21 protein-coding genes are annotated in these 22,136 nt (G+C 63.2%); 8 read left to right on the forward strand and 13 right to left on the reverse strand.

Annotation, left to right across the window (positions count from 1 at the left end; genetic code table 11):
* The first annotated feature begins 103 nt into the window (after positions 1 to 103).
* The 6 genes from DCG74_RS12070 to DCG74_RS12095 all read left to right on the forward strand — a co-directional run bounded on the left by DCG74_RS12070 (position 104) and on the right by DCG74_RS12095 (position 7,811).
* Positions 104 to 835: a hypothetical protein gene (locus DCG74_RS12070; protein ID WP_172784778.1), complete on the forward strand. Its 732-nt coding sequence runs from the start codon at positions 104 to 106 to the stop codon at positions 833 to 835.
* Positions 836 to 1,091: 256 nt separating this feature from the next.
* On the forward strand, positions 1,092 to 1,580 hold the full coding sequence (pal, locus tag DCG74_RS12075; protein ID WP_018641585.1) for a peptidoglycan-associated lipoprotein Pal: 489 nt from the start codon (positions 1,092 to 1,094) through the stop codon (positions 1,578 to 1,580).
* Between the two features lie 207 nt (positions 1,581 to 1,787).
* Positions 1,788 to 2,870 carry a tol-pal system protein YbgF gene (ybgF, locus tag DCG74_RS12080; protein ID WP_172784777.1) on the forward strand — a complete coding sequence of 361 codons (1,083 nt, stop codon included), beginning with the start codon at positions 1,788 to 1,790 and terminating at the stop codon, positions 2,868 to 2,870.
* Between the two features lie 64 nt (positions 2,871 to 2,934).
* Entirely contained in the window at positions 2,935 to 3,990 is a 1,056-nt protein-coding gene (tilS, locus tag DCG74_RS12085) for a tRNA lysidine(34) synthetase TilS (protein ID WP_172784776.1), read from the forward strand.
* 279 nt (positions 3,991 to 4,269) lie between these two features.
* A complete protein-coding gene (gene ftsH, locus DCG74_RS12090; RefSeq protein ID WP_035998585.1) occupies positions 4,270 to 6,192 on the forward strand; it encodes an ATP-dependent zinc metalloprotease FtsH in 1,923 nt (640 codons plus the stop codon).
* A gap of 182 nt (positions 6,193 to 6,374) precedes the next feature.
* Positions 6,375 to 7,811, forward strand: a complete 1,437-nt coding sequence (locus DCG74_RS12095; protein WP_172784775.1) for a hypothetical protein — start codon at positions 6,375 to 6,377, stop codon at positions 7,809 to 7,811.
* Between the two features lies 1 nt (position 7,812).
* On the opposite strand, the gene DCG74_RS12100 is transcribed toward DCG74_RS12095, so the two are convergent.
* The 4 genes from DCG74_RS12100 to DCG74_RS12115 all read right to left on the reverse strand — a co-directional run bounded on the left by DCG74_RS12100 (position 7,813) and on the right by DCG74_RS12115 (position 12,762).
* Positions 7,813 to 8,496, reverse strand: a complete 684-nt coding sequence (locus tag DCG74_RS12100) for a class I SAM-dependent methyltransferase (protein ID WP_172784774.1) — start codon at positions 8,494 to 8,496, stop codon at positions 7,813 to 7,815.
* Between the two features lie 8 nt (positions 8,497 to 8,504).
* Positions 8,505 to 9,500 carry a glycosyltransferase family 2 protein gene (locus tag DCG74_RS12105; RefSeq protein ID WP_172784773.1) on the reverse strand — a complete coding sequence of 332 codons (996 nt, stop codon included), beginning with the start codon at positions 9,498 to 9,500 and terminating at the stop codon, positions 8,505 to 8,507.
* 164 nt (positions 9,501 to 9,664) lie between these two features.
* A complete protein-coding gene (locus DCG74_RS12110; RefSeq protein ID WP_172784772.1) occupies positions 9,665 to 11,227 on the reverse strand; it encodes a hypothetical protein in 1,563 nt (520 codons plus the stop codon).
* Positions 11,228 to 11,271: 44 nt separating this feature from the next.
* Positions 11,272 to 12,762, reverse strand: a complete 1,491-nt coding sequence (locus DCG74_RS12115; RefSeq protein ID WP_172784771.1) for a hypothetical protein — start codon at positions 12,760 to 12,762, stop codon at positions 11,272 to 11,274.
* A gap of 353 nt (positions 12,763 to 13,115) precedes the next feature.
* Between DCG74_RS12115 and DCG74_RS12120 the strand changes: the two genes are divergently transcribed.
* Both DCG74_RS12120 and DCG74_RS12125 read left to right on the forward strand, forming a co-directional pair.
* Positions 13,116 to 13,280, forward strand: a complete 165-nt coding sequence (locus tag DCG74_RS12120) for a Flp family type IVb pilin (RefSeq protein ID WP_172784770.1) — start codon at positions 13,116 to 13,118, stop codon at positions 13,278 to 13,280.
* Positions 13,281 to 13,440: 160 nt separating this feature from the next.
* Entirely contained in the window at positions 13,441 to 14,670 is a 1,230-nt protein-coding gene (locus DCG74_RS12125; RefSeq protein ID WP_172784769.1) for a glycosyltransferase family 87 protein, read from the forward strand.
* A gap of 127 nt (positions 14,671 to 14,797) precedes the next feature.
* Here the strand turns inward: DCG74_RS12125 and DCG74_RS12130 are convergent, their stop codons facing one another.
* The 9 genes from DCG74_RS12130 to DCG74_RS12165 all read right to left on the reverse strand — a co-directional run bounded on the left by DCG74_RS12130 (position 14,798) and on the right by DCG74_RS12165 (position 22,044).
* The gene (locus tag DCG74_RS12130; RefSeq protein WP_172784768.1) at positions 14,798 to 16,264 is read right to left on the reverse strand and encodes a CHASE3 domain-containing protein; all 1,467 of its coding nucleotides are present in this window, start codon (positions 16,262 to 16,264) and stop codon (positions 14,798 to 14,800) included.
* A 229-nt stretch (positions 16,265 to 16,493) separates the two neighbouring features.
* Positions 16,494 to 17,123: a TerC family protein gene (locus DCG74_RS12135; protein WP_172784767.1), complete on the reverse strand. Its 630-nt coding sequence runs from the start codon at positions 17,121 to 17,123 to the stop codon at positions 16,494 to 16,496.
* A 111-nt stretch (positions 17,124 to 17,234) separates the two neighbouring features.
* On the reverse strand, positions 17,235 to 17,627 hold the full coding sequence (locus DCG74_RS12140; RefSeq protein WP_172784766.1) for a hypothetical protein: 393 nt from the start codon (positions 17,625 to 17,627) through the stop codon (positions 17,235 to 17,237).
* 273 nt (positions 17,628 to 17,900) lie between these two features.
* The gene (locus DCG74_RS12145; RefSeq protein WP_246708778.1) at positions 17,901 to 18,236 is read right to left on the reverse strand and encodes a hypothetical protein; all 336 of its coding nucleotides are present in this window, start codon (positions 18,234 to 18,236) and stop codon (positions 17,901 to 17,903) included.
* Positions 18,221 to 18,397, reverse strand: coding sequence for a VOC family protein (locus DCG74_RS38990; RefSeq protein ID WP_337993334.1), 177 nt, complete (start codon positions 18,395 to 18,397; stop codon positions 18,221 to 18,223). The genes DCG74_RS12145 and DCG74_RS38990 overlap by 16 nt, the downstream gene beginning before the upstream one ends.
* Before the next feature lie 276 nt (positions 18,398 to 18,673).
* Positions 18,674 to 19,480: a transglutaminase family protein gene (locus DCG74_RS12150; protein ID WP_172784765.1), complete on the reverse strand. Its 807-nt coding sequence runs from the start codon at positions 19,478 to 19,480 to the stop codon at positions 18,674 to 18,676.
* Positions 19,481 to 19,556: 76 nt separating this feature from the next.
* Positions 19,557 to 20,078: a phasin family protein gene (locus DCG74_RS12155; protein WP_172784764.1), complete on the reverse strand. Its 522-nt coding sequence runs from the start codon at positions 20,076 to 20,078 to the stop codon at positions 19,557 to 19,559.
* Between the two features lie 358 nt (positions 20,079 to 20,436).
* Positions 20,437 to 21,621, reverse strand: coding sequence for a PHB depolymerase family esterase (locus tag DCG74_RS12160; protein WP_172784763.1), 1,185 nt, complete (start codon positions 21,619 to 21,621; stop codon positions 20,437 to 20,439).
* Positions 21,622 to 21,624: 3 nt separating this feature from the next.
* Entirely contained in the window at positions 21,625 to 22,044 is a 420-nt protein-coding gene (locus DCG74_RS12165) for a CopG family transcriptional regulator (protein WP_172784762.1), read from the reverse strand.
* Positions 22,045 to 22,136 lie beyond the last annotated feature (92 nt).

Here is a 22,136-nt window from a genome sequence, read left to right on the forward strand (position 1 = left end):
GCGCAAAAGGTTAACCCTAACGTTTCTAACGCTTTGCAATTTCTTTAAGGAACTATTAACTTGTGCTCACTCGCAGAAGTTGCTTGCAGCGTAGGGGTTATCGATGAAGTCCGGGGCCGAACCGCAAACGGCGCTTGTTCCACGCGGAGCCGCGCTGTTTGAGCGTGTGGATTATCGGCTCATCGAAACGGAAGAGGACAAGGATCGCCTCCATCGGATGCGTTACCATGCCTATTTGCACGCCGGGCTGATTCCGCCGTCGGAATCCCAGCGGGTGACCGACCGTTTCGACGACGCGCCCAACGTCTGGAATTTCGGAGTCTACGTCGACAACGAACTCTGCAGTGCCGTCCGCATCCACGTTCTGACATTCGAATGGCGGATGTCCTACACGACAGAGGTGTTCGGTGACGTGCTGCATCCGCGCCTGGACCGGGGCGAGGTCTTCATCGACCCCTGTCGATTCGTCGCTGATCCGGAAATGCAGCAACGGTTCCCCGAACTGCCTTATCTGACGGTGCGGCTTCCCTTCGTCGCCTGCGAGCACTTCAACGCCGATGTCGGACTCTCGATGGTGCGCACCGATCATCAGGCGTTCTACCGCCGCGTGTTCCTGTCCGAGACTCTCACCGAGCCGCGTTCGTTTCCGGGCTGGCCGACCAAGAAAGCCGTCCTGATGGCTTCGGACTATCCTAGAGTCCGGGAAAAGATCCTCACGCGTTTTCCCATCATGCGATCCAGTGCGTTCGAGCGGCGGATGCTGTTCGAACGTAGCACCCCCCGGATCGCCCCATCGCGGCCGGTTCTCGTTGCCGGCGCGGCTGCGCCGGCCTGAACTCTTCAGTCCGTGAGCGGCTTCAGCCGCTCGGCCGCCGGGGTCGATCCTGGCGGAACGGTGTTTTGATCATCGACCGGCTTGCCTTCACCCTTGCGCCACATTTACAACCCATTAACCATGGCGTTTGCTTTTCGCTGGTTGGGGGCATTTGACCGGCTGTGGCAAGGTTCCGTCAAGGTTGACGGAACGTTCGCTTAACCAACCCCCTGTAGACCGGACAGCAGTGGACTAACGTGAGCGTGGAGGCTCCGGAATGAAACATCCTATGCGTATCCTCCAGGGATTGAAGCTGGCCGCGGTGCTCGCCGTCGCGCTGTCGATGGGCGCCTGCGCCAACAAGAATGCCGCGACGGATGCGATGGCCAATGCGGCGACGCCGGGCAGCCAGCAGGACTTCGTCGTCAATGTCGGCGACCGCGTGTTCTTCGAAAGCGACCAGACCGATCTGACCCCGCAGGCGATCGTGACCCTGGAGAAGCAGGCGCAGTGGCTCCAGACCTATCCGCGCTACTCCTTCACCATCGAAGGTCATGCCGACGAGCGCGGTACCCGCGAATACAACATCGCGCTCGGCGCCCGCCGTGCCCAGTCGGTGCGTTCGTTCCTCGCCTCGCGCGGCATCGACCCGAACCGCATGCGCACGATCTCCTACGGCAAGGAGCGGCCGGTCGCCGTCTGTAACGACATCTCCTGCTGGTCGCAGAACCGCCGCGCAGTCACTGTCTTGAACGCGAGCTCCTGACGATCGGTCAGGTCGCGGGCGGTCAGTCAGGTGCCGTTCAGCTTGGGAATTGGATGATGCCGGCGCCCTCTCGGGCGCCGGTTTCGTTTCAGCATTCTGTGACTGAAAACCCCTTGGTATCAGTCACATTTTTGGCGTACTCCACTTCAATGTGTGGCGCGTCGAGGGTTCCGTCGCAGGCCATTTCGCTTTCGTCGTCAGGGCAAGATGTCATCCAGATTTAAGGTCTTTACCGGCACCGTGGCGACCGCCGCGCTGCTCTCCTTGTGCTCGCCCGCACTTGCGCAATCGGGCTACGGGCAGTCGGAAGATGCCGACCCGGAGATGCGGATCGAGCGGCTGGAGAACCGGCTGCGCCAGCTCACCGGCCAGAACGAAGAGCTGCAATATCGCAACCGCCAGCTCGAAGAGCGGCTGCGGGCGCTCGAGGGCGGCGCGCAAGCCGCGCCCGGGCAGGCACCCAACGTCGCGGCGATGCCGCCGGCGCAGATCGCCCCGAGCCAGATTGCACCAGGTCAGGCCGCGCCCGGCTACCGCCAGCCGCCGTCGCAACAGCAGGCCGCTCAGTCTGCTTACGAGCAGCCGCAGATCGCCGCGCCCGCGCCGATCGTTCAGGAGCAGCCGACGCCCGGCGCACCCGGCACGCGCCGCCGCGGCGATGCCTTCGACCCCAACCAGAACCCGAACGCGCCCGGTGCGCCGCGCGCACTCGGCGGCGGGCAGCAGCCGATGCCGGCGGTCACGCCCGGCGGCGGCCGCAATGCCGGCGAGCCGCTCGATCTCGCCAACACCAGCCCCCGCTACCAGCAAGGTGTGCCGCCAGCCGCGCAGCCCGGCTATCCGCCGGCGCAATCGGGTTATCCCGCACCGGCCGGGGGCGCTGCCTTGGCCACCCTGCCGCCCTCGGCGACGCCGCGCGACGAGTTCGACCTCGGCATCGGCTACATGCAGCGCAAGGACTACGCGCTGGCCGAGCAGACCATGAAGAACTTCACTCAGAAATATCCGAGTGACCCGCTGCTCGGCGACGCGCAATACTGGCTCGGCGAGAGCTATTTCCAGCGCCAGCAATATCGCGATTCCGCGGAAGCCTTCCTCGCCGTCACCACCAAATACGAGAAATCGGCCAAGGCGCCGGATGCGCTGCTGCGGCTCGGCCAGTCGCTCGCCGCGCTGAAGGAGAAGGAGGCCGCCTGCGCCGCCTTCGGCGAGATCGGCCGCAAATATCCGCGCGCCTCGGCGAGCGTCAAAGCCACCGTCGATCGCGAGCAGAAGCGGGTGAAGTGCTGATCCGCTGACAAAACCGATGGCGTTGCGCTAAACACTCGGTCCATCCGCGGACGATTGCAGCGTCATGTCAGACGACGACAATTCACCGATCTCGGCGCGCGAGGCGAGGCGGCTCTTCGCGGGCCTGAAAGATGCGCCGGCGCTGGTGCTCGCGGTCTCCGGCGGGCCCGATTCGGTTGCGCTGATGTGGCTTGCGGCGCGCTGGCAGCGCAGCCTCACGCGAGCCCCGCAAATCACGGTCGTGACGATTGATCACGGCCTGCGCCCGGAAGCCGCCCGCGAGGCGCGCGAGGTCAAGCGGCTCGCCGCCGCGCTCGGATTGCCGCACCGGACTCTGCGCTGGCGCGGTGAAAAGCCGAAGACGGGGTTGCCTGCCGCTGCGCGCGAGGCCCGCTACCGTCTGCTTGCAAAGGCCGCGCGTGCCGCCGGCGCGAGCCATGTCCTGACGGCCCACACCCGTGACGATCAGGCCGAGACCCTGTTGATGCGCCTGTTCCGCGGCAGCGGACTTGCCGGGCTCTCGGCCATGGCTCCTTTCACCGCGCGCGAGGGAATCGTGCTGGCGCGTCCGTTGCTCGATGTCCCCAAATCGCAGCTGATCGCGACCTTGCGGCGGGCGAAGATCGGCTTTGCCGAGGACCCCAGCAACCGGGACGCCGCCTTCACCCGGCCGCGGCTGCGCGCGCTGCTGCCGCTTCTCGCAGCCGAGGGCGGCGATGCCAGAAATCTGGCGCGGCTCGCGGCAAGGCTGGCGCGGGCCAACGCGGCGATCGAGGTGCTCGCCGACGGCGCCGAGCGCTTCCTCCGCGTGCGGGATCGCGGCGATGCGCCGCAGGTGGGCGTCCGAAGCTTCGAGGCCTCGGCTTTTGCCGCCCTGCCGGAGGAGGTGCGGCTGCGGCTGCTGCTGCGGGCCATCAACGCGCTCGGTCATGAAGGGCCGGCGGAACTCGGCAAGGTCGAAACCCTGATGTCCGTGCTTGATCGGGCGGCCGCCAGCCCCCGTGCAGCCGCAAATGGCCGGCCGGTCCTGAAGCAAACCCTTGCGGGAGCCTTGATCAGCCTTGCCGGCGGGCGTATCCAGATCGCGCCGGCGCCGGCCCGGCGGCGCAAGGGCAAATGAGCGCGACAGAGAAGCGGATCATGACACCGGTCAATTCGCGTCCGTGCCCGTCAGGCCACCTTAACCAGGCAGGAAAAACCCCGGTTTGGGCGCCATTATTTCAGCGGGAATCGCGGTAAGATGGGATAAATAGTCCCATCTCGTTCCCTTGGCAGCGACCGGGGCGGCACCTAAATTGTATGCGTCCAACGATGAGGATTCCTTGGGATTTCCTCGCATTGACGGAAGTAACGACCCAAGGATCAGGGCCGCGATCCGCGCGACCACGAAGGAAGATCGATGAACGCCAATCTGCGCAATTTCGCCCTCTGGGTCATCATTGTTTTGCTGCTGTTGGCGTTGTTCACGCTCTTCCAGAATCCGGGTCAGCGGGCTTCCTCGCAGGACATCGCCTTCTCGCAGCTGCTGAGCGAGGTTGACCGCGGCAATGTGCGCGACGTCGTGATCCAGGGGCCGGATATTCACGGCACCTTCACCAACGGTTCCAGCTTCCAGACCTACGCGCCGAACGACCCGACGCTGGTGAAGCGCCTCTATGACAGCAAGGTGCAGATCACCGCGAAGCCGCCCGGCGACAACGTGCCGTGGTTCGTCTCGCTGCTGGTCTCCTGGCTGCCCTTCATCGCGCTGATCGGCGTCTGGATCTTCCTGTCGCGGCAGATGCAGGGCGGCGCCGGCAAGGCGATGGGCTTCGGCAAGTCGCGTGCGAAGATGCTGACGGAGGCCCATGGCCGCGTCACCTTCGAGGACGTCGCCGGCGTGGATGAGGCCAAGCAGGACCTGCAGGAGATCGTCGAGTTCCTGCGCGATCCCGGCAAGTTCCAGCGCCTCGGCGGCCGCATTCCGCGCGGCGTGCTGCTGGTCGGCCCTCCCGGCACCGGTAAGACCCTGATTGCGCGCGCGGTCGCGGGCGAAGCCAACGTGCCGTTCTTCACCATCTCCGGTTCGGACTTTGTCGAGATGTTCGTCGGCGTCGGCGCCAGCCGCGTCCGCGACATGTTCGAGCAGGCCAAGAAGAACGCGCCCTGCATCATCTTCATCGACGAAATCGACGCCGTCGGTCGTCACCGTGGCGCCGGCCTCGGCGGTGGCAATGACGAGCGCGAGCAGACGCTGAACCAGCTGCTGGTCGAGATGGACGGCTTCGAGGCGAACGAGGGCGTGATCCTGATCGCCGCGACCAACCGTCCCGACGTGCTCGATCCCGCGCTGCTGCGTCCGGGCCGCTTCGACCGTCAGGTCGTGGTGCCGAACCCCGACGTCGTCGGCCGCGAGCAGATCCTGAAGGTGCATGTTCGTAAAGTTCCGCTGGCCCCCGATATCAACCTCAAGACCATCGCGCGCGGCACCCCGGGCTTCTCCGGCGCCGACCTGATGAACCTCGTCAACGAGGCCGCACTCACCGCTGCCCGCCGCAACAAGCGCATGGTGACGCAGGCCGAGTTCGAGGAGGCCAAGGACAAGGTAATGATGGGCGCCGAGCGCAAGTCGCTCGTCATGACCGAGGAAGAGAAGCTGCTGACGGCCTATCACGAGGGCGGCCACGCCATCGTCGGCCTCAACGTGCCCGCGACCGATCCGATCCACAAGGCGACCATCATCCCGCGCGGCCGTGCCCTCGGCATGGTCATGCAGCTGCCCGAGCGCGACAAGCTGTCGATGTCGCTGGAGCAGATGACCTCGCGCCTCGCCATCATGATGGGCGGCCGCGTCGCCGAAGAGTTGATCTTCGGCCGCGAGAAGGTGACCTCGGGCGCGGCCTCCGACATCGAGCAGGCCACGCGCCTTGCCCGCATGATGGTGACGCGCTGGGGCCTGTCGGAAGAGCTCGGCACCGTCTCCTATGGCGAGAACCAGGACGAGGTCTTCCTCGGTATGTCGGTGTCGCGCACGCAGAACGCCTCCGAAGCCACCGTCCAGAAGATCGATTCCGAGATCAAGCGCCTGGTCGAGGAAGGCTATAAGGAAGCGACCCGCATCCTCACCGAGAAGCGCGCCGATCTCGAGACGCTGGCCAAGGGCCTGCTCGAGTTCGAGACGCTGACCGGCGATGAGATCGTCGACCTGCTCAAGGGCAAGAAGCCGAACCGCGAGTCCGTGCTCGAGCCGACCACCCCGCGCGCCTCCGCCGTGCCCCCGGCCGGCAAGCCGCGCCCGCGTCCGGATCCGGATCCCGGCCTCGAGCCGCAGCCGCAGGCGTAATTCCAAGCGGCAACTGAGATTGAAAAACGCGGCGGCAACGCCGCGTTTTTTGTTGGCTGGCCCCCGGGGCGCAAGCCAGCGCGCGCGGCCTGAAGCGGGCGGCAGAAGCGCATTTGCGCTCCGGGGCAAATGCGCGAAACCCTAAAGAAGAACTTAACGCTTGCGGCCTACCTTGGCCCGCCATGACTGATCAGGTCGTCCACAGCGCGGTTCAACCGTTTTCGGCGCGTGCAGCGCTCCCTTGGGCGGTGGGGCTGTTGCTCTATGCCGTGCTGCTGGCCATCGGGCCGCGGCTGCTTGGGGATCCCGACAGCTATTCCCACATCGAGGTCGGACGCTGGATCATCGCGCATGGCACCCTGCCGACGAGCGACCCGTTTTCATTTTCGAAGCACGGCGCGCCCTGGATCACCTTCGAATGGTTGTCCGAGGTCATCTATGCCGCCGTCTACGCGCTGGCCGGCTGGCCGGGCGTCGTCGCCATCGCCGCCGCGGCGATAGCACTCGCCTTTGGCCTGCTCACGTTCTTCCTGCTGCGCGAGCTTTCGCCGGCCCTGACCATGCTGATGGTGATCGCGGCCATCGTTCTGCTGGCGCCGCACATGCTGGCGCGGCCCCATGTCCTCGTGCTGCCGCTGATGGTGACCTGGGCGGCCGCGCTGGTTCGCTGCATGGACCGCAGCACGCCTCCGCCCTATTGGGCCCTGCCGCTGCTGGTGCTGTGGACCAACCTGCATGGCAGCGTGGTGCTGGCGCTCGGGCTGATTGGCCCGGCGGTGCTCGAGGCGCTGCTGCGCGAACAGCGAAGCGAATGGCCGCGCGTGCTGCTGCGATGGCTGCCGTTCTCGGCGCTTGCCCTGGCGGCGTCCTGCCTGACGCCGCACGGCCCGGAACCGCTGCTGATGCCGCTGACCACGCTCGGCCTCGGCTCCGCGCTCGCCTGGATCGCGGAATGGCGGCCGCAGGATTTCAGCCATGTCGGCGGCTTCGAACTGCTGCTGCTGGGGAGCATCTTCGCGCTCTCGCGCGGCGTGACGCTGCCGGTGGTGCGGACCCTGGTGGTGATCGGCCTGCTTCATTTCGCGCTTGCGCAAATGCGCAATGCGGATCTGCTGGCCATGCTGGCGCCGCTCTATCTGGCGGCCCCGCTGGGCCGCACGTTCGGCGGGCCGAGCGAGAGCGACGGCTCCGCGCGCGGCTTGAATCTGGCCGCGTTCGGCGTCTTGGCCGCGATCAGCGGCCTGGCTTTGGCGCGCGACATCCGGCCCGCGCCCATCATTACCCCGGAAGCCGCCATCGCCCGGGCTGGCCTTGCCAAGGCGGAGCGCGTGCTCAACGATTATTCCTTCGGTGGCTATTTGATCTATGCCGGCATTCCCACCTTCATCGATGGCCGCGGTGAGCTCTACGGCGGGCCGTTCATCGACCGCTACAACCGTGCGCTGGCGCTGGTCGACCTCGGAGATCTTCTCAAGCTGCTCGACGAGTACAAGATCGGCGCGACGCTGCTTGCGCCTGGCACACCGGCCGTCGCGTTGCTCGACCGGCTGCCCGAATGGCAGCGTGTCTACGGCGACGATGTGGCGGTCGTGCACAAGCGGCGGGCGACGCCGCAATAATTCAAGCGGTCCCGAACGCGGCGTATTGGCCGCCGAGCCAGACCCCGCTCAGCGCGCCTTCGAGGCGCCGCGCCGGTTTGGTGTCCCAGGGCAGCAGCAGGAAATGCCGCGCGCCGATCTCGCGCAGGCCGCTCGCCGCCATCAGCTTCCGGGTCGTGCCGGCGCCGAGCAACACGGCGTCCCGGTCGAACTCGCAGCGCGCAACGGCGAGGCGCGTCAGCGGGTTGTACGGATTGTGCTCGATCACGCAGACGAGCCCGCCAGGGCGCGTCACCCGCAGCATCTCGGCCATGAACTGCGCCCATTCGGCCGGCACGATATGGTGCATCACGCAGATGGCCGTGACCAGGTCGAAGCTGGCGTCGGCGAACGGAAAGGTGCGGCCGTCATACTCCCGGTAGTCGACCGCGGCGTTGTGAGTGCGCGCCTGAATCAGGCTGGCGGACGAGACGTCGATGCCGCTGAGGCGGCCGACCATGCCGTGCAGCAGCGGATGAAGGCTGCCGACGCCGCAGCCGACGTCCAGCATGTCGGGCCTTTCCGCGCCGAGCCGCTGCGCGATCAGATCGCGCAGCAGGTCGGCCTTCGCGCGCATGAAGAAATCATGCGGCAGGCCTGAGAAGTCGATCGAGGATTGGACCACATCACGGTAATTGTCGTGATAGCCGTCGAACAGTTCGGCCATGCGCTGGGTCACTCGTTGACGGCGTGGATCGCGGGTGTCACCGCGGTCTCGCCGCGATCGAATCCGATGCGTGCCTGCACCACGTAGAGCGGGCGGCGTTTCACCTCGGCATGGATGCGGCCGACATAGAGTCCCACGATGCCCGTCATCAGCATGTTGATGCCGCACAGCAGCGACACGACGACGATCGTCGAGGACCAGCCGGTCACGAGATGGCTGTCCTTGCTGAGCCACAACAGGACCACCCAGCCGCCGTAGAGCAGCGCGAGCCCGGAGACCGTCAATCCGCACCAGATCGCCAGCCGCAACGGCAGATCGGAAAAGCCGAGCGCGGCGTTCACCGCCAGCCGAACCATCTTGAACAGCGGGTATTTGGTTTCGCCCGCGGCGCGCTCGAGGCGATGGAAGGCGACCTCGGCCTGGCGGAAGCCGAGCCAGGCGATCATGCCGCGCACGAAGCGATCCTGCTCCGGCATTTGCATGAGCGCGTCGAGCACCTTGCGATCGATCAGGCGGAAGTCGCCGACATCGGCGGGGATGCCGACGGAGGACATCCTGCCGAGCAGCCGGTAGAACAGATGCGCGGTCGCTCGCTTGAAACGGCTTTCGCCCTCGCGCGACAGGCGGCGGGCGTGGACGATGTCGTTGCCTTCCTTCCACTTCGCGATCAATTGCTCGATCACTTCGGGCGGATCCTGCAAATCGGCGTCCATGACGATGATAGCGTCGCCCTGCGTGGCGTCCATGCCGGCGGTGATGGCGATCTGGTGGCCGAAATTGCGCGACAGGCCGATATAGCGAAAGCGCTCGTCACGCGCGGCGAGCGCTCGCAGCACGATCGAGCTGGAATCGCTGCTGCCGTCGTCGACGAAGATCGCTTCGGCCGGCCCGTCCAGCTTGGACATGACCTGGTCGAGCCGGCGCAGCAGCACCGGCAACACCGCTTCCTCGTTGAACACGGGGATGACGAGGCTGTAGCGGATCGATCTGGAATTGGCCGCCATGCGAAAGGAGTCCGGCTGGGGTTGCAGGGGCGGAAGTCTATGAGCAGGTGGTTAAGGCCGCCTTGCCGCAACCGTTAAGGGTCTATCGCCCCGAACATGGGTGAGGGCGGCGGACCGGAATGGTGAAGTGCGGTTAACCACGCTTTTGCCGGCGCGGCTTCGCGCTAGGGCGTGCGGCGAATCCTGTAAAGGACGAATCGCTTCGATGTCTCCAGCACCTCCAGCCGATCCGGCAGCGGATTTGCGGCCGGCGATCCCAGCACATAGAGGTAGTCGAAATCCCGGTGCCAGGTGCGGACGAATTGCGGAGCGTCCGCCGGCGGCCGGCCCGCCGCGATCGCGGCAAGCAGGCCCGACGGCACCGGCCCGCCATAGGGAATGGCAATATTGCGCACCGCCTCGCGCGGCCGCACCGGCTGCTTGCCGGTTTCGGTGAACAGGTTGGGCACGAACGCGTCGGCATAGTGCACCGCCAGCGTCGGCGCATAATACATAGGATAGGAGGTGAGGTCGGCGAAGGGTGGATCTCCCTTGTCGTCCGTGCTGCCGACGAGAACGCGCGAGCCGCGATCGATCTTCTGGAACGAGGCGATCATCGCCGCATAGTCGGCGCGGTAAGGCAGCCAGACCGCCAGAACGACGGCGACATTGAGCAATATGATGCCACTGATCGCAGCGAGCGCAGCCATTCTCCAGGCCCGGCTCGGCAATGACAGCGAGCAGAACGCCGGCAGGATCAGCGCCGCGGCGGGAATCATGCGAAGGTCGACGAACGAGGTTCCGAATAGTTTTGAGGGAATGACGAGGTAAAGCAGCACGAAGCCGATCGCGAGCCAGATCCCCGCCGGCTCGAGTCGGAGAACGCCGCGCCTTGCGGCGAACAGCAAACCGGTCATCAGCGCCAGGCCGGTTATCGCCGCGATCGTCAGATTGTAGCCGTTCATGATACGCAGCGGCCAGACCGGCTTGAATGCGGCGAACCAGCTGTTGCCTTCGCTTCCGATCGAGCCTGCCGTCACATGCATGATCGCAAGCAGCGCAAGCGCCGGCAGGGCGAGCGCGCCAAGCCGCGCGGCCGCGATCGGATACGCGACTTGCCCTCGGCGGATGCGCGACAGTTCGAAGAGGCCAAGCGTCGCGCCGTAGATGCCGAGCGAAAAGAAATGCGCGACATAGAGCACGGCGACGAAGATCAGATTGGCGGCGAAGCGCAGCGGCCAGGGGCCCTCGGCCAGCATCAGATAGACGGCGATGCCCCAGAGCGCGAGGCCGAGCCCGAACTCGAAATTCACGAAGCCCCAGCTGAACGGCAGGCAGTAGAGGAAAGCCAGCGCGGCGAAGCCGGCGAGATGGATGCGCCCCTTCCTGACCCATTCGATCAGCAGCGCACCGGTGACGATCAGGAATTGGCTCAGCAGCAGAAACAGCCGCGTGGCGTTCTCGACGCTCATCAGCCGCGCCAGCTGCGGGACCAGCAGGTCCATTCCGAGGTTGGGATAGAAGGCCCACCTCACCTCGTAATACGGATTGGCCCCCGGGGTGCTGTTCTGGCTCAGAATGTACATGCGGGCGAGGTGATTGGGATAATCGACCATCGCCGGAATGGGCGTCAGCAGCACCGGAACAAACGAGACCGCCGCCAGCATCGTAAGCACGATGATCGCCACGGCTCGGTCCGGGTCGGGACGAGCCAGATCTGTCAGGGTCGGCTTGCTGAAAGGAACCATGTGATGGAGCCGCTGAGGCCGACGACGCGCGCTGGAGCCGGTCCTCACTTCGCAGGCGCCGCAATCGTGCTGTCTGCGGTGTCGCGCACGTGGATCACGGCGATGTCGTCCGCATAGATCCGCTTCCAGCCCTTGAGCTGGTCGAGGATCTGCGGGCCCGGCGCATCGGCGCCCAGCAGCGTCGCATCGATCTTGTATTCTTCCAGTAGACGCGGCAGCAGCTCGGGCTTCTTGCCTTCGGTTGCCTTGAAGAAGTCCATGATGAACTTCTCGCCGTAGAGCTCGGCACGGCCGTCGACGAAAACAGGGATGTCGCGCGAGATCAGATAGCCGCCGAACTGGTAGGCGTTGAAGACGCGCTGCACCTTGCGTTGCTCGAGCAGATCGACCGCCGCAACCGGCGTCTGCGTCATGGTGAAGGTGAAACGGTGGTGCCCCATGTAGAGCGAGGTCGAGGTCCAGCTTGCCGCCATGATCATCAGCACGCCGAGTGCTGTGAGGGTGCGGCCCGGCCAGCTTTCGGAACCGGCGGCCTCAGGCGCCGGCTGCGGGAACATCTCGCCGAGCGGCTTTGCCAGCACCAGCGGCACCAGGAATGCAAATGCCTCGATGCTCCTGACATGGCTCAGCGCGCTCCAGGTCAGGAACAGGATCAGGAAGATCCGGGGCGCCGACAGCACCAGGCCGCGATAATAGCCGAATGCGATCAGGGCGAGCAGGGCGCCTTCGAACGGGGTGAAGGTGGCGAAGTTGGCCGGCATCCATTCGAGGATCAACGTCAGCAGCTCGCCGAGGCTGAGGATGTTGGTCGCGCCCTGCAGCGTTCGCCAGCCATAGGGCGTGCAGCAGCTCGCGATCAGCGCCCCGATTCCGAACAGCACCCAGCGCATGAACAGGGCAAGCCGCCGGCCCTTCTCGGCATGCTCGACCGCTTCGAGCGAGATCGGTCCGATCAGCGCGAGCCCCAGCACGAAACCGCCATGCAGGTTCGCCCAGAGCGCCATCAGCGGCAGCCAGGTCCAGGACGGCGCGCTCCTGCGGCTTGCAGCCGCCATCAGCAAGCCGACCCACGCCACCATCACCGGCAGCGCCAGAATATGCGGGCGCGCCAGCACGTGATGGATCGACAGCAGCAGCGCCAGCATCGCGAACAGCACCGCGCGCGGGGCTTCGAGATGCGCCTCGAGCAGATGGACGAAGATTGCGACGGTGAGCGCGACGGCGGCCGCGGTGAGGATGACGGGACCCGCCCAGCCCCATTGCGCATGGGAGAAGGCGAACGCGACCTGCGACAGCCAGGACGTCGAGATCCACGGCGCGCCCGTCCGCGTGAAGGAATAGAAGTCGATCATGGGCATGGCGCGGTGATCGAGGATCCATTGCCCGATCTTGATCTGCCAGAACGAGTCGGAATCCTGAAGCAGCGTGTCGCCGAGGAACAGGAAGAACAGATAGGCGCCGGCGCCGACGCACAATGGCACCAGGGCGCGTGCGCGGCCCTGCACCGCGATGCTGTTGGCGAAGGAAAGGGACATGCCGCCTCGTCGTCCTGGTTGTTCTTGCCGGTCCGGCCATGATCCGGACCCGGCGGGCTGCGTGCGCACCATCTCGCCGCGCTTCAGTCCGAGCGGGCGGCATTGGACCACGCCGGTCATAACTTCGGGTAAACCGGTCGCGCCAGACCGGCGTCAAATATTTACAATTTAACGGATTGTTTCGAACTTGGATTTACCATGGGCCAATACACGCAATCCGCTCAGTGTTTACGCAGTCGAATTAACTGCGGCGCAATTCTTTGCCTCTACGTTTCGTTCCCATGGTCGGGCGGCGCTGGGAAGCCGAAGAGACCAGATCAGTTGTAGCCTCGTGTACTCATTTGGAGCACTCTATGAAGAACCTCGTTGCGCGTTTCATGAAGGATGAATCGGGCGCCACCGCCATTGAATACGGCCTGATCGCTGCCGGCATCGCGCTGGCGATCATCACCGTCGTCAACAACCTCGGCACCACGCTGAACGCCAAGTTCACCTCGATCTCGACCAGCCTCAAGTAAGGCTCGACAAGCGAAATAGCGAAGAGCCCCGTCATCGACGGGGCTCTTTTGCTTTGCCGGTATCGGCGCGAGGCGCGACGATCGGGCTTAAGCCTCCTTCAAGCCACTCGGGTGTATGGCTTGAACGCATCTGCGTCAGCGTATCGCGTAAGGAAGCCGCATGGCCGAAGCTTCGTCCGTCCCGCCAGCCGTCGGCCGTCACGATGCGGTCCCTGCGATCCTCGTCAACATCTCCTTCGTGCTGGCGATCGTCACGCTGGCGTATTTTCCGACGGCCTATCTCACCCATCTCTGGATCTTCGACGCCGACGGACGCGGCATCCCCACTGATTTCGTCAATGTCTGGGCGGCCGGAAGACTGGCGCTCGAGGGGCATCCCGCGCAGGCCTGGGATTGGGACATTCAGAAGCAGGTCGAGCTTGCGCTGCTCAAGCAGGATTTCGTCGGCCATTTCGCTTGGCACTATCCGCCGCCCTTCCTGTTCGTCGCGTCGTTCCTTGCGCAATTTCCCTATGCAATCGCCTTCATCGGCTGGGCCGCGTTCAGCATGGTGCCGTATCTCGCCGTGATGCGCGCGATCATCGGGCGCAATGCGGGCCTCGTGATTGCCATTGGATTTCCGGCCGCCTTCCTCAACATCCTGGTCGGGCAGAACGGCTTCCTCACGGCATCGCTGATCGGCGGCACGCTCTATTTGTTGCCGACACGGCCGATGCTGGCCGGAATCTGTCTCGGCCTGCTCAGCTACAAGCCGCAATACGGACTCCTGTTTCCGCTTGCACTGCTCGCCGCCGCCGAATGGACCGTGCTGTTCACCGCCGCAATCGTCACCGCTGCGATCGCTGTAGTGTCCTGGTTCGCCTTCGGCACCGACAGCTGGCAGGCGTTCTTCCACTGGATCCCGATGTTCTCCCAGGCCTTCCTGACCGAAGGCAGGGCGCCCTGGTTCAAGATGCAGAGCATCTTCGCGCTGGTGCGCTATGTCGGCGGCACCGAGCAGCTCGGATGGGTCTTCCAGTGGGTGTTGACCGCAGCCGTTGCCGTCGTGCTGGCCGTGGTGTGGAGGAGCCGGCTGCCCCACGCCCTCAAGGCGGCGATGCTCGCGACGGCGACGCTGCTGACGACGCCCTATCTCTTCATGTACGATCTGGTCGTGCTGGGCATCGCGGTGGCGTTCCTCATCCGCGCCGGGCTCGATGAAGGTTTCGCACGCCACGAGGTGATGGCGCTGGCGCTCGTCTTTGCGCTGCTTGCGAGCTTCCTGTTTCTCGGGCAACCGGTCGGCTTCCCGGCAATCCTGATCGTGTTCGGGCTGATCCTCGGACGCTGTGCAGCCTGGCGGACCGCCGAGGCCGCATCGGCGCAGCCCGCGATCGCGCGAACGAGCTGAGAAGCTCGATTACGCTTTGATCGGGCTCCGGGTGAGACGCGAGGGGCGTGTGAGCCCTCGGGCCCATCTCGCGCAACCCGAGCATCGGCCGCAAAACTCAGCAGCCGCGCAGGGCAAGTGGCGTCATCTAGTCCTGGAGGGGAGCGAGGGTAAACTGGAAGACGGCGCCCCGCGGTTTATTCACGGTGACCCACAACCGTCCGCCATGAGCCGCAATGATCGACCGACAGATGGCAAGCCCCATGCCCAGGCCGTCGGACTTGGTCGTGTAAAACGCGTCGAAAACACGTTCCGCACTCGTCGGCTCGATCCCCGGGCCCGAATCCCGTACAGCGACGAGCACGCTGCCTGCAACGTCTCTTTCGGTACTGATCTGCAACTCCCGCTTGCCGTCCTCGAGGCTGTTCATGGCTTCCACGGCATTGAGGATCAGATTAAGGAGCACTTGCTGCAGCTGAATGCGCTCACCTTCGATTTGCGGCAGATCCTCAGCGAATTGCATCTGTACCGAGATTCCATGCCTCACCGCCTCGCTCCGGACCATGGCGATGACGTCCAGAACGGCTGCGTTGACGTCGAGCCGACTTTTGGGCACCGGCGCTTTCCTCACCATATCGCGGATCCGGTGGACGATGTCGCCAGCTCGTTGGCAATCTGTGACAATGTGGTGGAGGGACTCGCGGCCCTTGCCCAGGTTTGGCGGGTCCGCGGCGAGCCAGTTCAAGGCGGCGTCGGCGTTACTAAGCACGGCCGAGATCGGCTGATTGATCTCATGGGCAATCGAGGCCGTCAGCTGGCCCATTGTCGCTACGCGACTGACATGAGCGAGCTCGACTTGTGTCCTTTGGCGTTCGACAATGCCTTTCTTGAAAACATTGACCGCGGCCGCCATTGCGCCGATTTCGTCACGCCGGTCAATTCCGGGCACGTCGATGCTCGTGTCTCCCTTGGCAAGTGCTGCCATAGCCCCGGTCATGCGTGTGATCGGCCGCGCGATCGCGCGTGTGAGTAGTATGCCCATCAACACTGCGATCATGAGTGAGGCTGCGGCGCCCATCACGGTTGCCGTGTATGCAGTAGCATATGCCGAGTTCTGTACGGCGTCACGCCTTGCCAACAGATCGCGCTCAACCTTCTCGATTTCGCGCGCCTTGGCGCGGATTGCGTCCATGGCAGCTTTGCCGGTCGCCCCCTCCAACGTGCGCGCCTGCTCCCGCGTCGTGGGATCCGCCATCAGCGTGATCTCCCGCTCGGCGGTCTCGACGCGCCACGTCATCGCCAGCTTGTTCAATTCATCGAGACGACTTTGCTGGTCTGGGTTATCCGAAGTCTGTTCTCTCAATTTTCGGATTGCCGCGCTGAAGTCGGCGCTGCCTCTGCGGTACGGGTCCAGGAATTTCTCGTCGCCGCTGATCAAATAGCCGCGTAGGCTAGTTTGTTGATCCAGCGCTGCGGCTACTGCCGCCTCTAGCGTGTCCAACACGTCAGTGGTGTGGACCCGCCGGTTTTTGGCCTCTTCGATCACGCTAAGTCTGTCGTAGACGATTGCGCCGCTCACGAATATGACCGCTACCACGGCTGCAAATGCCGCCATCAATTTGTGCAAAATCAGTAGACTCGAAAACTGGGGCACCTGACCCTCAAGGCCGAAGTCCGCGACCGACCAGACAGTTAGCTCGAGATTGCTCCCAAGCGATGGCATTCGCAAGAATTGGTATGGGACCGTGACGGGGCAAAGCGGCGCAGCCTCCGGAGTGGAGCGCAGTCAGTGTCTCGTCGGGCAAGGGGGAAATGTTGCCGTGCCGTCGGACACAACAGGGCCGTCATATCGACGCGACCTTCATGACATCCAATGTTCCGCGAAAGATCATCTCAAGTGCCACGTAGAGAATGACGGCCAGACCGACGTAAGCAATCCAGCGATGAGTCTCCAGAAGGCGGGCAATGAAGGAAGCGGCCATTCCCATCATCGCGATGGAAAGGCCCAAGCCGAAGATCAGGACCAATGGATGCTCCCGCGCAGCCCCTGCGACGGCCAGAACATTGTCGAGGGACATCGAAGCGTCGGCAACGATAATTTGCCAACTCGCTTGGATGAGTGTTTTACGAGGTTTGCTTTCCGGGATTGCTTCAATTGCCCCTTTCCTATCGGTGGGGCCCGAGGGGGACGTGCGCAACTCTCGCCACATTTTCCAGCATACCCACAATAGCAGGATCCCGCCGGCGAGCGGGAGGCCGACGATCTGCAGGATCTGCGTCGCTATCCCGGCTAACAGAAGGCGCAGTATCGTCGCGGCGACTATACCGATCAAAATCGCCTTGCTTCGTTGGGCCTGAGGAAGTCCCGCCGCGGCAAGGCCGATGACGATGGCATTATCGCCGGCGAGCACAAGGTCGATTAGAACGACCTGCAAGAGTACGCTAAGAACGTCCGTATTGAGAGAATCTAACACGGATCATGGTCCCCGATGCCAGGGAAATGGCAACTCCGAGCGATGGTCGCATACGTTCTTATGGATTGACCGATGCGCGTTACCATCCAAAACAGAGCGGCCAATTCAGCTCTAGTCCGACGTCGCCGGCAATCCGGGCGCCAGGTGACGATCTCCCAAAACGGCGTCCGAATGCTGTCCGACCGGCGCCCCGAAAAGCATTGCGACTTGATCTGGTTCGCCAAAAATCGCTGCGGCGCAACACATCATGGTGAATGCACCTGCGATATCCCAGAGCGTTACATGTTCTGGCGTTACATCTTCGGGCTTTGCCCAGGCCAAGAGCGCGGTGATCATCGCGTCTGAGAAAAATAGAAGACTGAGCGCTGGTAAGACGAGTTGGGAATCCAGCAGGAGGATCATAAAGAGGGCGGGAGTCGCGACCAGGATGCTCAACAACGCGAATAAGCAGAATGTGTCCCGCCAAGGCGCATTCCTGTTCCAACTTGCATGAGAAGCGATCATTTGATCCTCCTGCATACGAGCGCTTTATGTAGGAGCCATCTACTCGTTGAACTATCCGGTCTACTTGGGCGTTTTCCGCCTCTCAAATGAATGTCTTGTTGTCCTATGCCGCCGACCCTCAATCAACGTAAGAACGCCAGCGGTCGTTACGGCAACAATGACAACGGCTGCCAGCCCCTCGACGGAGGCCAAGGTCTCATACCATCTGTTCCAAAGCTCAATCATGTGCTGGCCTCTCTCGAGAGCGCACCCACGATCGACAGATTTCACCGCTTAAAAGACGACCCTTGCAGTCAGAAGCACAATGCTACTGATGGTCGCGCGCGTTTTGGCCGCGCGGCAACATGACCACGATCCGTTCGGCCCGCACGCGCATCGATCTTCTACTGGAACGTCAGGATCGAACTGGCTGTCCGATACCAGGAAGATTGCCTTCGCTGTCGCGGAACCAGCGCCTCGCTGAGCGACACCCTTGCTGGCGTAGTTGCCGGCGATCTCGGCGATCCCGTTAGCAGTCTTCAGACCAGGAAGGTCATATTCCTCGAACTTGACTCCCCGCGCGCGAAGTTCGCGCACTGTTGCGTCGATATCCTCTACTTCCCAGCCCATCTGCGTATGCTGCCGGATTGCACCCCGGCCGAGATGAATATCGCAAACTCGCCAGATGCGCAGACGTAGCGCAATCCACCCTCGCGCTGTTCGACCGGGTCGAGACCGAGTTTTTCGGAGTAGAAAGCCCGAGCGCGCTCCAGGTCCTTGGCTGGAAGCAATCTTCACCGCAGTGCTCCTGGTCATCGTCTTGGCTGGCATCCTTGGGCTGCAATAGAGCAGGACGTTGCAAAGTCTGAGCTCTGAGACGGGGCTGTATCTCTTGCCAACCATCATCTTCTTCGAATTCTATTTCCTCACGAACGACCTGTTGGCCCTTCTTTGCGAGAAGTACGAGCTGGACTTCGGGCGGTGATGCGAACTGTGTAACAGTCTTCCAAGCAATCAGCCGAGATCAATCTCAGCCGCCTCGTACCCAATCGCCCAAGGCGAGCGCTTTATACAAGTTCATCAGCCCACACCTTGAAGCTGACGAGCGTGTTGGGTCCGAAAGTTTGGGCGATCGGAACATCCGCCGCATCGCGGCCTTGCGCGATCAGGACGCGGCCGATTCGCGGAGTGTTGTTGCGTGCATCGAATGTGTACCAGCGACCGCCAAGATAGGCTTCGAACCAGCCTGCAAAGTCCCCGGGAGCGTGGGGCGGCGGGATGCCGATGTCGCCGAGATAGCCGGTGCAATAGCGTGCTGGAATGTTCATGCAACGGCAGAATGCAATGGCAAGATGCGCATAGTCGCGGCAGACGCCCTCGCCCTCGTTGAATGCTTCCCAAGCCGTCATGGTGGCCCGCGCGTGCTCGTAGCCGAACGCGATGTGATTGTGCACGAAATCGCAGATCGCCTGGACCCGTGGCCAACCCGGCGCCACATTCTCGAACAGCTTCCATGCGATGTCGGAAAGCCGATCGGTTTCGCAGTAGCGGCTGCCAAGCAGATAAACGATGGTATCAGGTGGAAGATCCTCGACCGCGTATTGCGTGGCGGAAGGCGCGATCACATCAGGCAAACCGCTATCGCGCACTGTACCGTTGGCGGAAAGGCGCATGCGGCCGGCGGGCGCAACGAACCGACTGCACCAGTTTCCGAAGCCGTCGCGGTAGGGCGAGATCGGGACGGAAGGCTCGGTGATGAGGTAATCCGGCACAATGATGTCGGATGCCCGGGTAAAATGCATACCGACGATAGCAATCAATGGTGTGACTTGCTGGAAGTCGTAGATCATTTCGAAGCCAACCCGTATTTTCATCCTTCGGGCCTGTCTCGACTGCATCAACTCGAATGGCTGCGGGGATGATCGTGTTGGCAACGGCGGCCGGCGTCCGTTACTTCAAACTAGAGGCTTCCTTGGTGACTTGCGAACGGGGCGGCTCGATGCGCCAGAATGGATATGCCGCCAATTCTTTCGAATGCTGCCCGAACATATCGACCTGTCTGCTTGTAAACTCCGCAAGGACGCCGAAAAATTCAGTCGGTGACCCGATCGTCGCAAATCTCAGGCCAAATTCAAAAGCAAATTGCACGTTGGCTCGGGCGACCTCAAAAAGCTTCGTTTGATATGCCTGCATGTTTGCCGTGGCTAAAACAAAGCTCTTCGTTTGATCGCTTTCCGTCATTCTCTGACTGACGTCATCTGGCAAGGCATCCACCCGAGGCTCAATGGTAGGAACCTCGTGGTTAGGATCATCCTGAAGCTTAAGAGGCGGTTCAATCGAAACTGCCGCAACCGAGCGAAGAAAATTCTCTTTCGGGCTTCTAACAACGGCCTGTTTGTTCCGTTCGGTCCGCACGGCCATTTTCGGATTGCGGGCGCGCTTTGAGGCTGATGCCGGTTTGCGTTTGCTCATCTGACGCTCCAATAAAATGGGGTGCGACCACAACGGTCATTTCTGAACGGACAACAGGCTTTGTGAGCTGGCGTTCCAACCCGCGCATTGTTGGAGTCCCGAGATCAATCGCACGCTCTGCGATGTCGCAACTCCAACCAACAAGCGTATAGCTGGCGATCTTCCAGACCTATACTCAACGGGTGTCGATCTGAGAACAATCAGCTCTCCGCTCGTTGTGCTCTCCAGAGACTGCTTTAAGTTGCGGCGACTACGCTCGCATTCGTGCCTTGATCGCGAGACTGGCGGATAGAGGCCGGCAAGCTGATCCGGAAGCTCGGCGACGTGCTCGAGGACCCGAGCGCCCTGTGAAGCTGGGTTACCCGCCGAGCGAATGCTCGAGGAAGAAGCGCAGCATTTCCCTTGTGGCATCCGGCCCTTGCGGATCAGTGTAAGACCCGGCGGGGCTGCCGCCTGACCACGCGTGTCCGGCGCCATCGATGTCCCAGTGTTCCGAGATCGCCCGACCGGCCCCGTCGATCAGGACGGTACGAGTATAGGCATGGCCGTGGGGTACGCGTCCGCGAAGTACCTTCGTCGTCGGCCTCGTCGCCCTGGCGGACTGCTCGATAATCTGATCGCCATTCTTTGGATGCACCGTAGTGTCGCGATTGCCATGGAAAACGATGGTCGGCACAGAAGTTTTGCCATCCGCATTTGCCTTGGAGCCGCCTCCCTGCCGCATGGCGACGAACGCGGAGGGAAGATCGCTCGCGGCCCCGCACGCGAGGCCTGAATGAATACCGACGGCCGCGTACAGGTCGTTATACGTTGCGCCCATGATCGCGGCGGCGGCCCCGCCGGCCGACAGACCCGCGACGTATACGCGCTTCGGATCGATCGGATGCTCGCGCATGATCTGGCGGGTAATACCGGCGATCATCGACGGCTCGCCCCCGCCGCGACGCTGGTCGCCGGTGCGAAACCAGTTCCAGCACTTCGACTGGTTGGCTCCGCTCGGCTGCTCAGGATAGACCACATAGCAATTCTGCTCTTCCGCCAGGAAGTTCATCCGGGTGCCGGCCGCGAAATCGTCCGGCGACTGGGTGCAGCCATGAAGCATGACTATCAGGGGACGTTGTCCCTGAAAGCGGCTTGGAATGAACAGCTTGTAGGTCCGGCTTCCTGCGGCGTTACTGAAGGTACCGGCGATAAATTGTGTGCCCTCGGGCACGATGTCCGATGGGGACAGGGGAGCGCGCGTGATCGGACTTCGCAGGCCGACCCCGGGAAAATCCCGCATGCCGTCGAGCGGTAAAGCGCGTCTGCGTCCCTGAGCAGAGCGGGCCGGCGAGATCGGCGGAGCTTCCCGCTCCTCGACGACGTCGGCAGTGGCGTCGATAGTAAGCGGATCGAGCGGAAGCCGAGCCTGAGCGGCGCTACGAGACTCCGGTCTTGGAGCGTAACCGCCCTGGAGCATGCGCTGCAGGAGCGCGGTGGCCTCGACCAGTTGGCCGGCACGCGTAAGGCGGGTTGCTTCGCGGACTATGTCTTGATTCAGCATCGTTCACCTCATTCTGTCGGCGAGAGCGGCCTTGACCGCGGGAGTGGCGTGGAGGGCCCCCAGCACCGAGACCGACGCGATCGTGGCGCGAGCCAACTCGGGAGTGACGTCTTGGGCGATAGTGGCCAAGCCCAAAACATTGATCTGCAGCATCTCGCCGGCGCGGCGCGCCGCTTCGAGATCCTCGCGCGCGTAGTTGCGCAGCCCGAGGTCTAGGTTCTTCCGGACCGTGGATTGTCTGACGACCTCCGCGTGGCGCTCGAGCTGGTTCCGGATTGCTGTCCGAATGAAATCGGTCCGGTTCGAATAGAACCCTTCCTGCACCATGAGATCGACATGACCGAGGTCGACATAGCCAAGGTTGATCGTGATCTTCTCGGTGTCGGGGACCTTGGGGCGCAGCTCGCGCACATTATCGGCCATGGCTAGCATCCATTCTTACCATCCGTATGGATGGCATATGGATGCTATCTAGATGCTCGTAGGCTTCTTTCAAGGGATAGAGCGGATAGATC

The sequence above is a fragment of the Bradyrhizobium sp. WBAH42 genome, from assembly GCF_024585265.1.
Classification (GTDB): domain Bacteria; phylum Pseudomonadota; class Alphaproteobacteria; order Rhizobiales; family Xanthobacteraceae; genus Bradyrhizobium.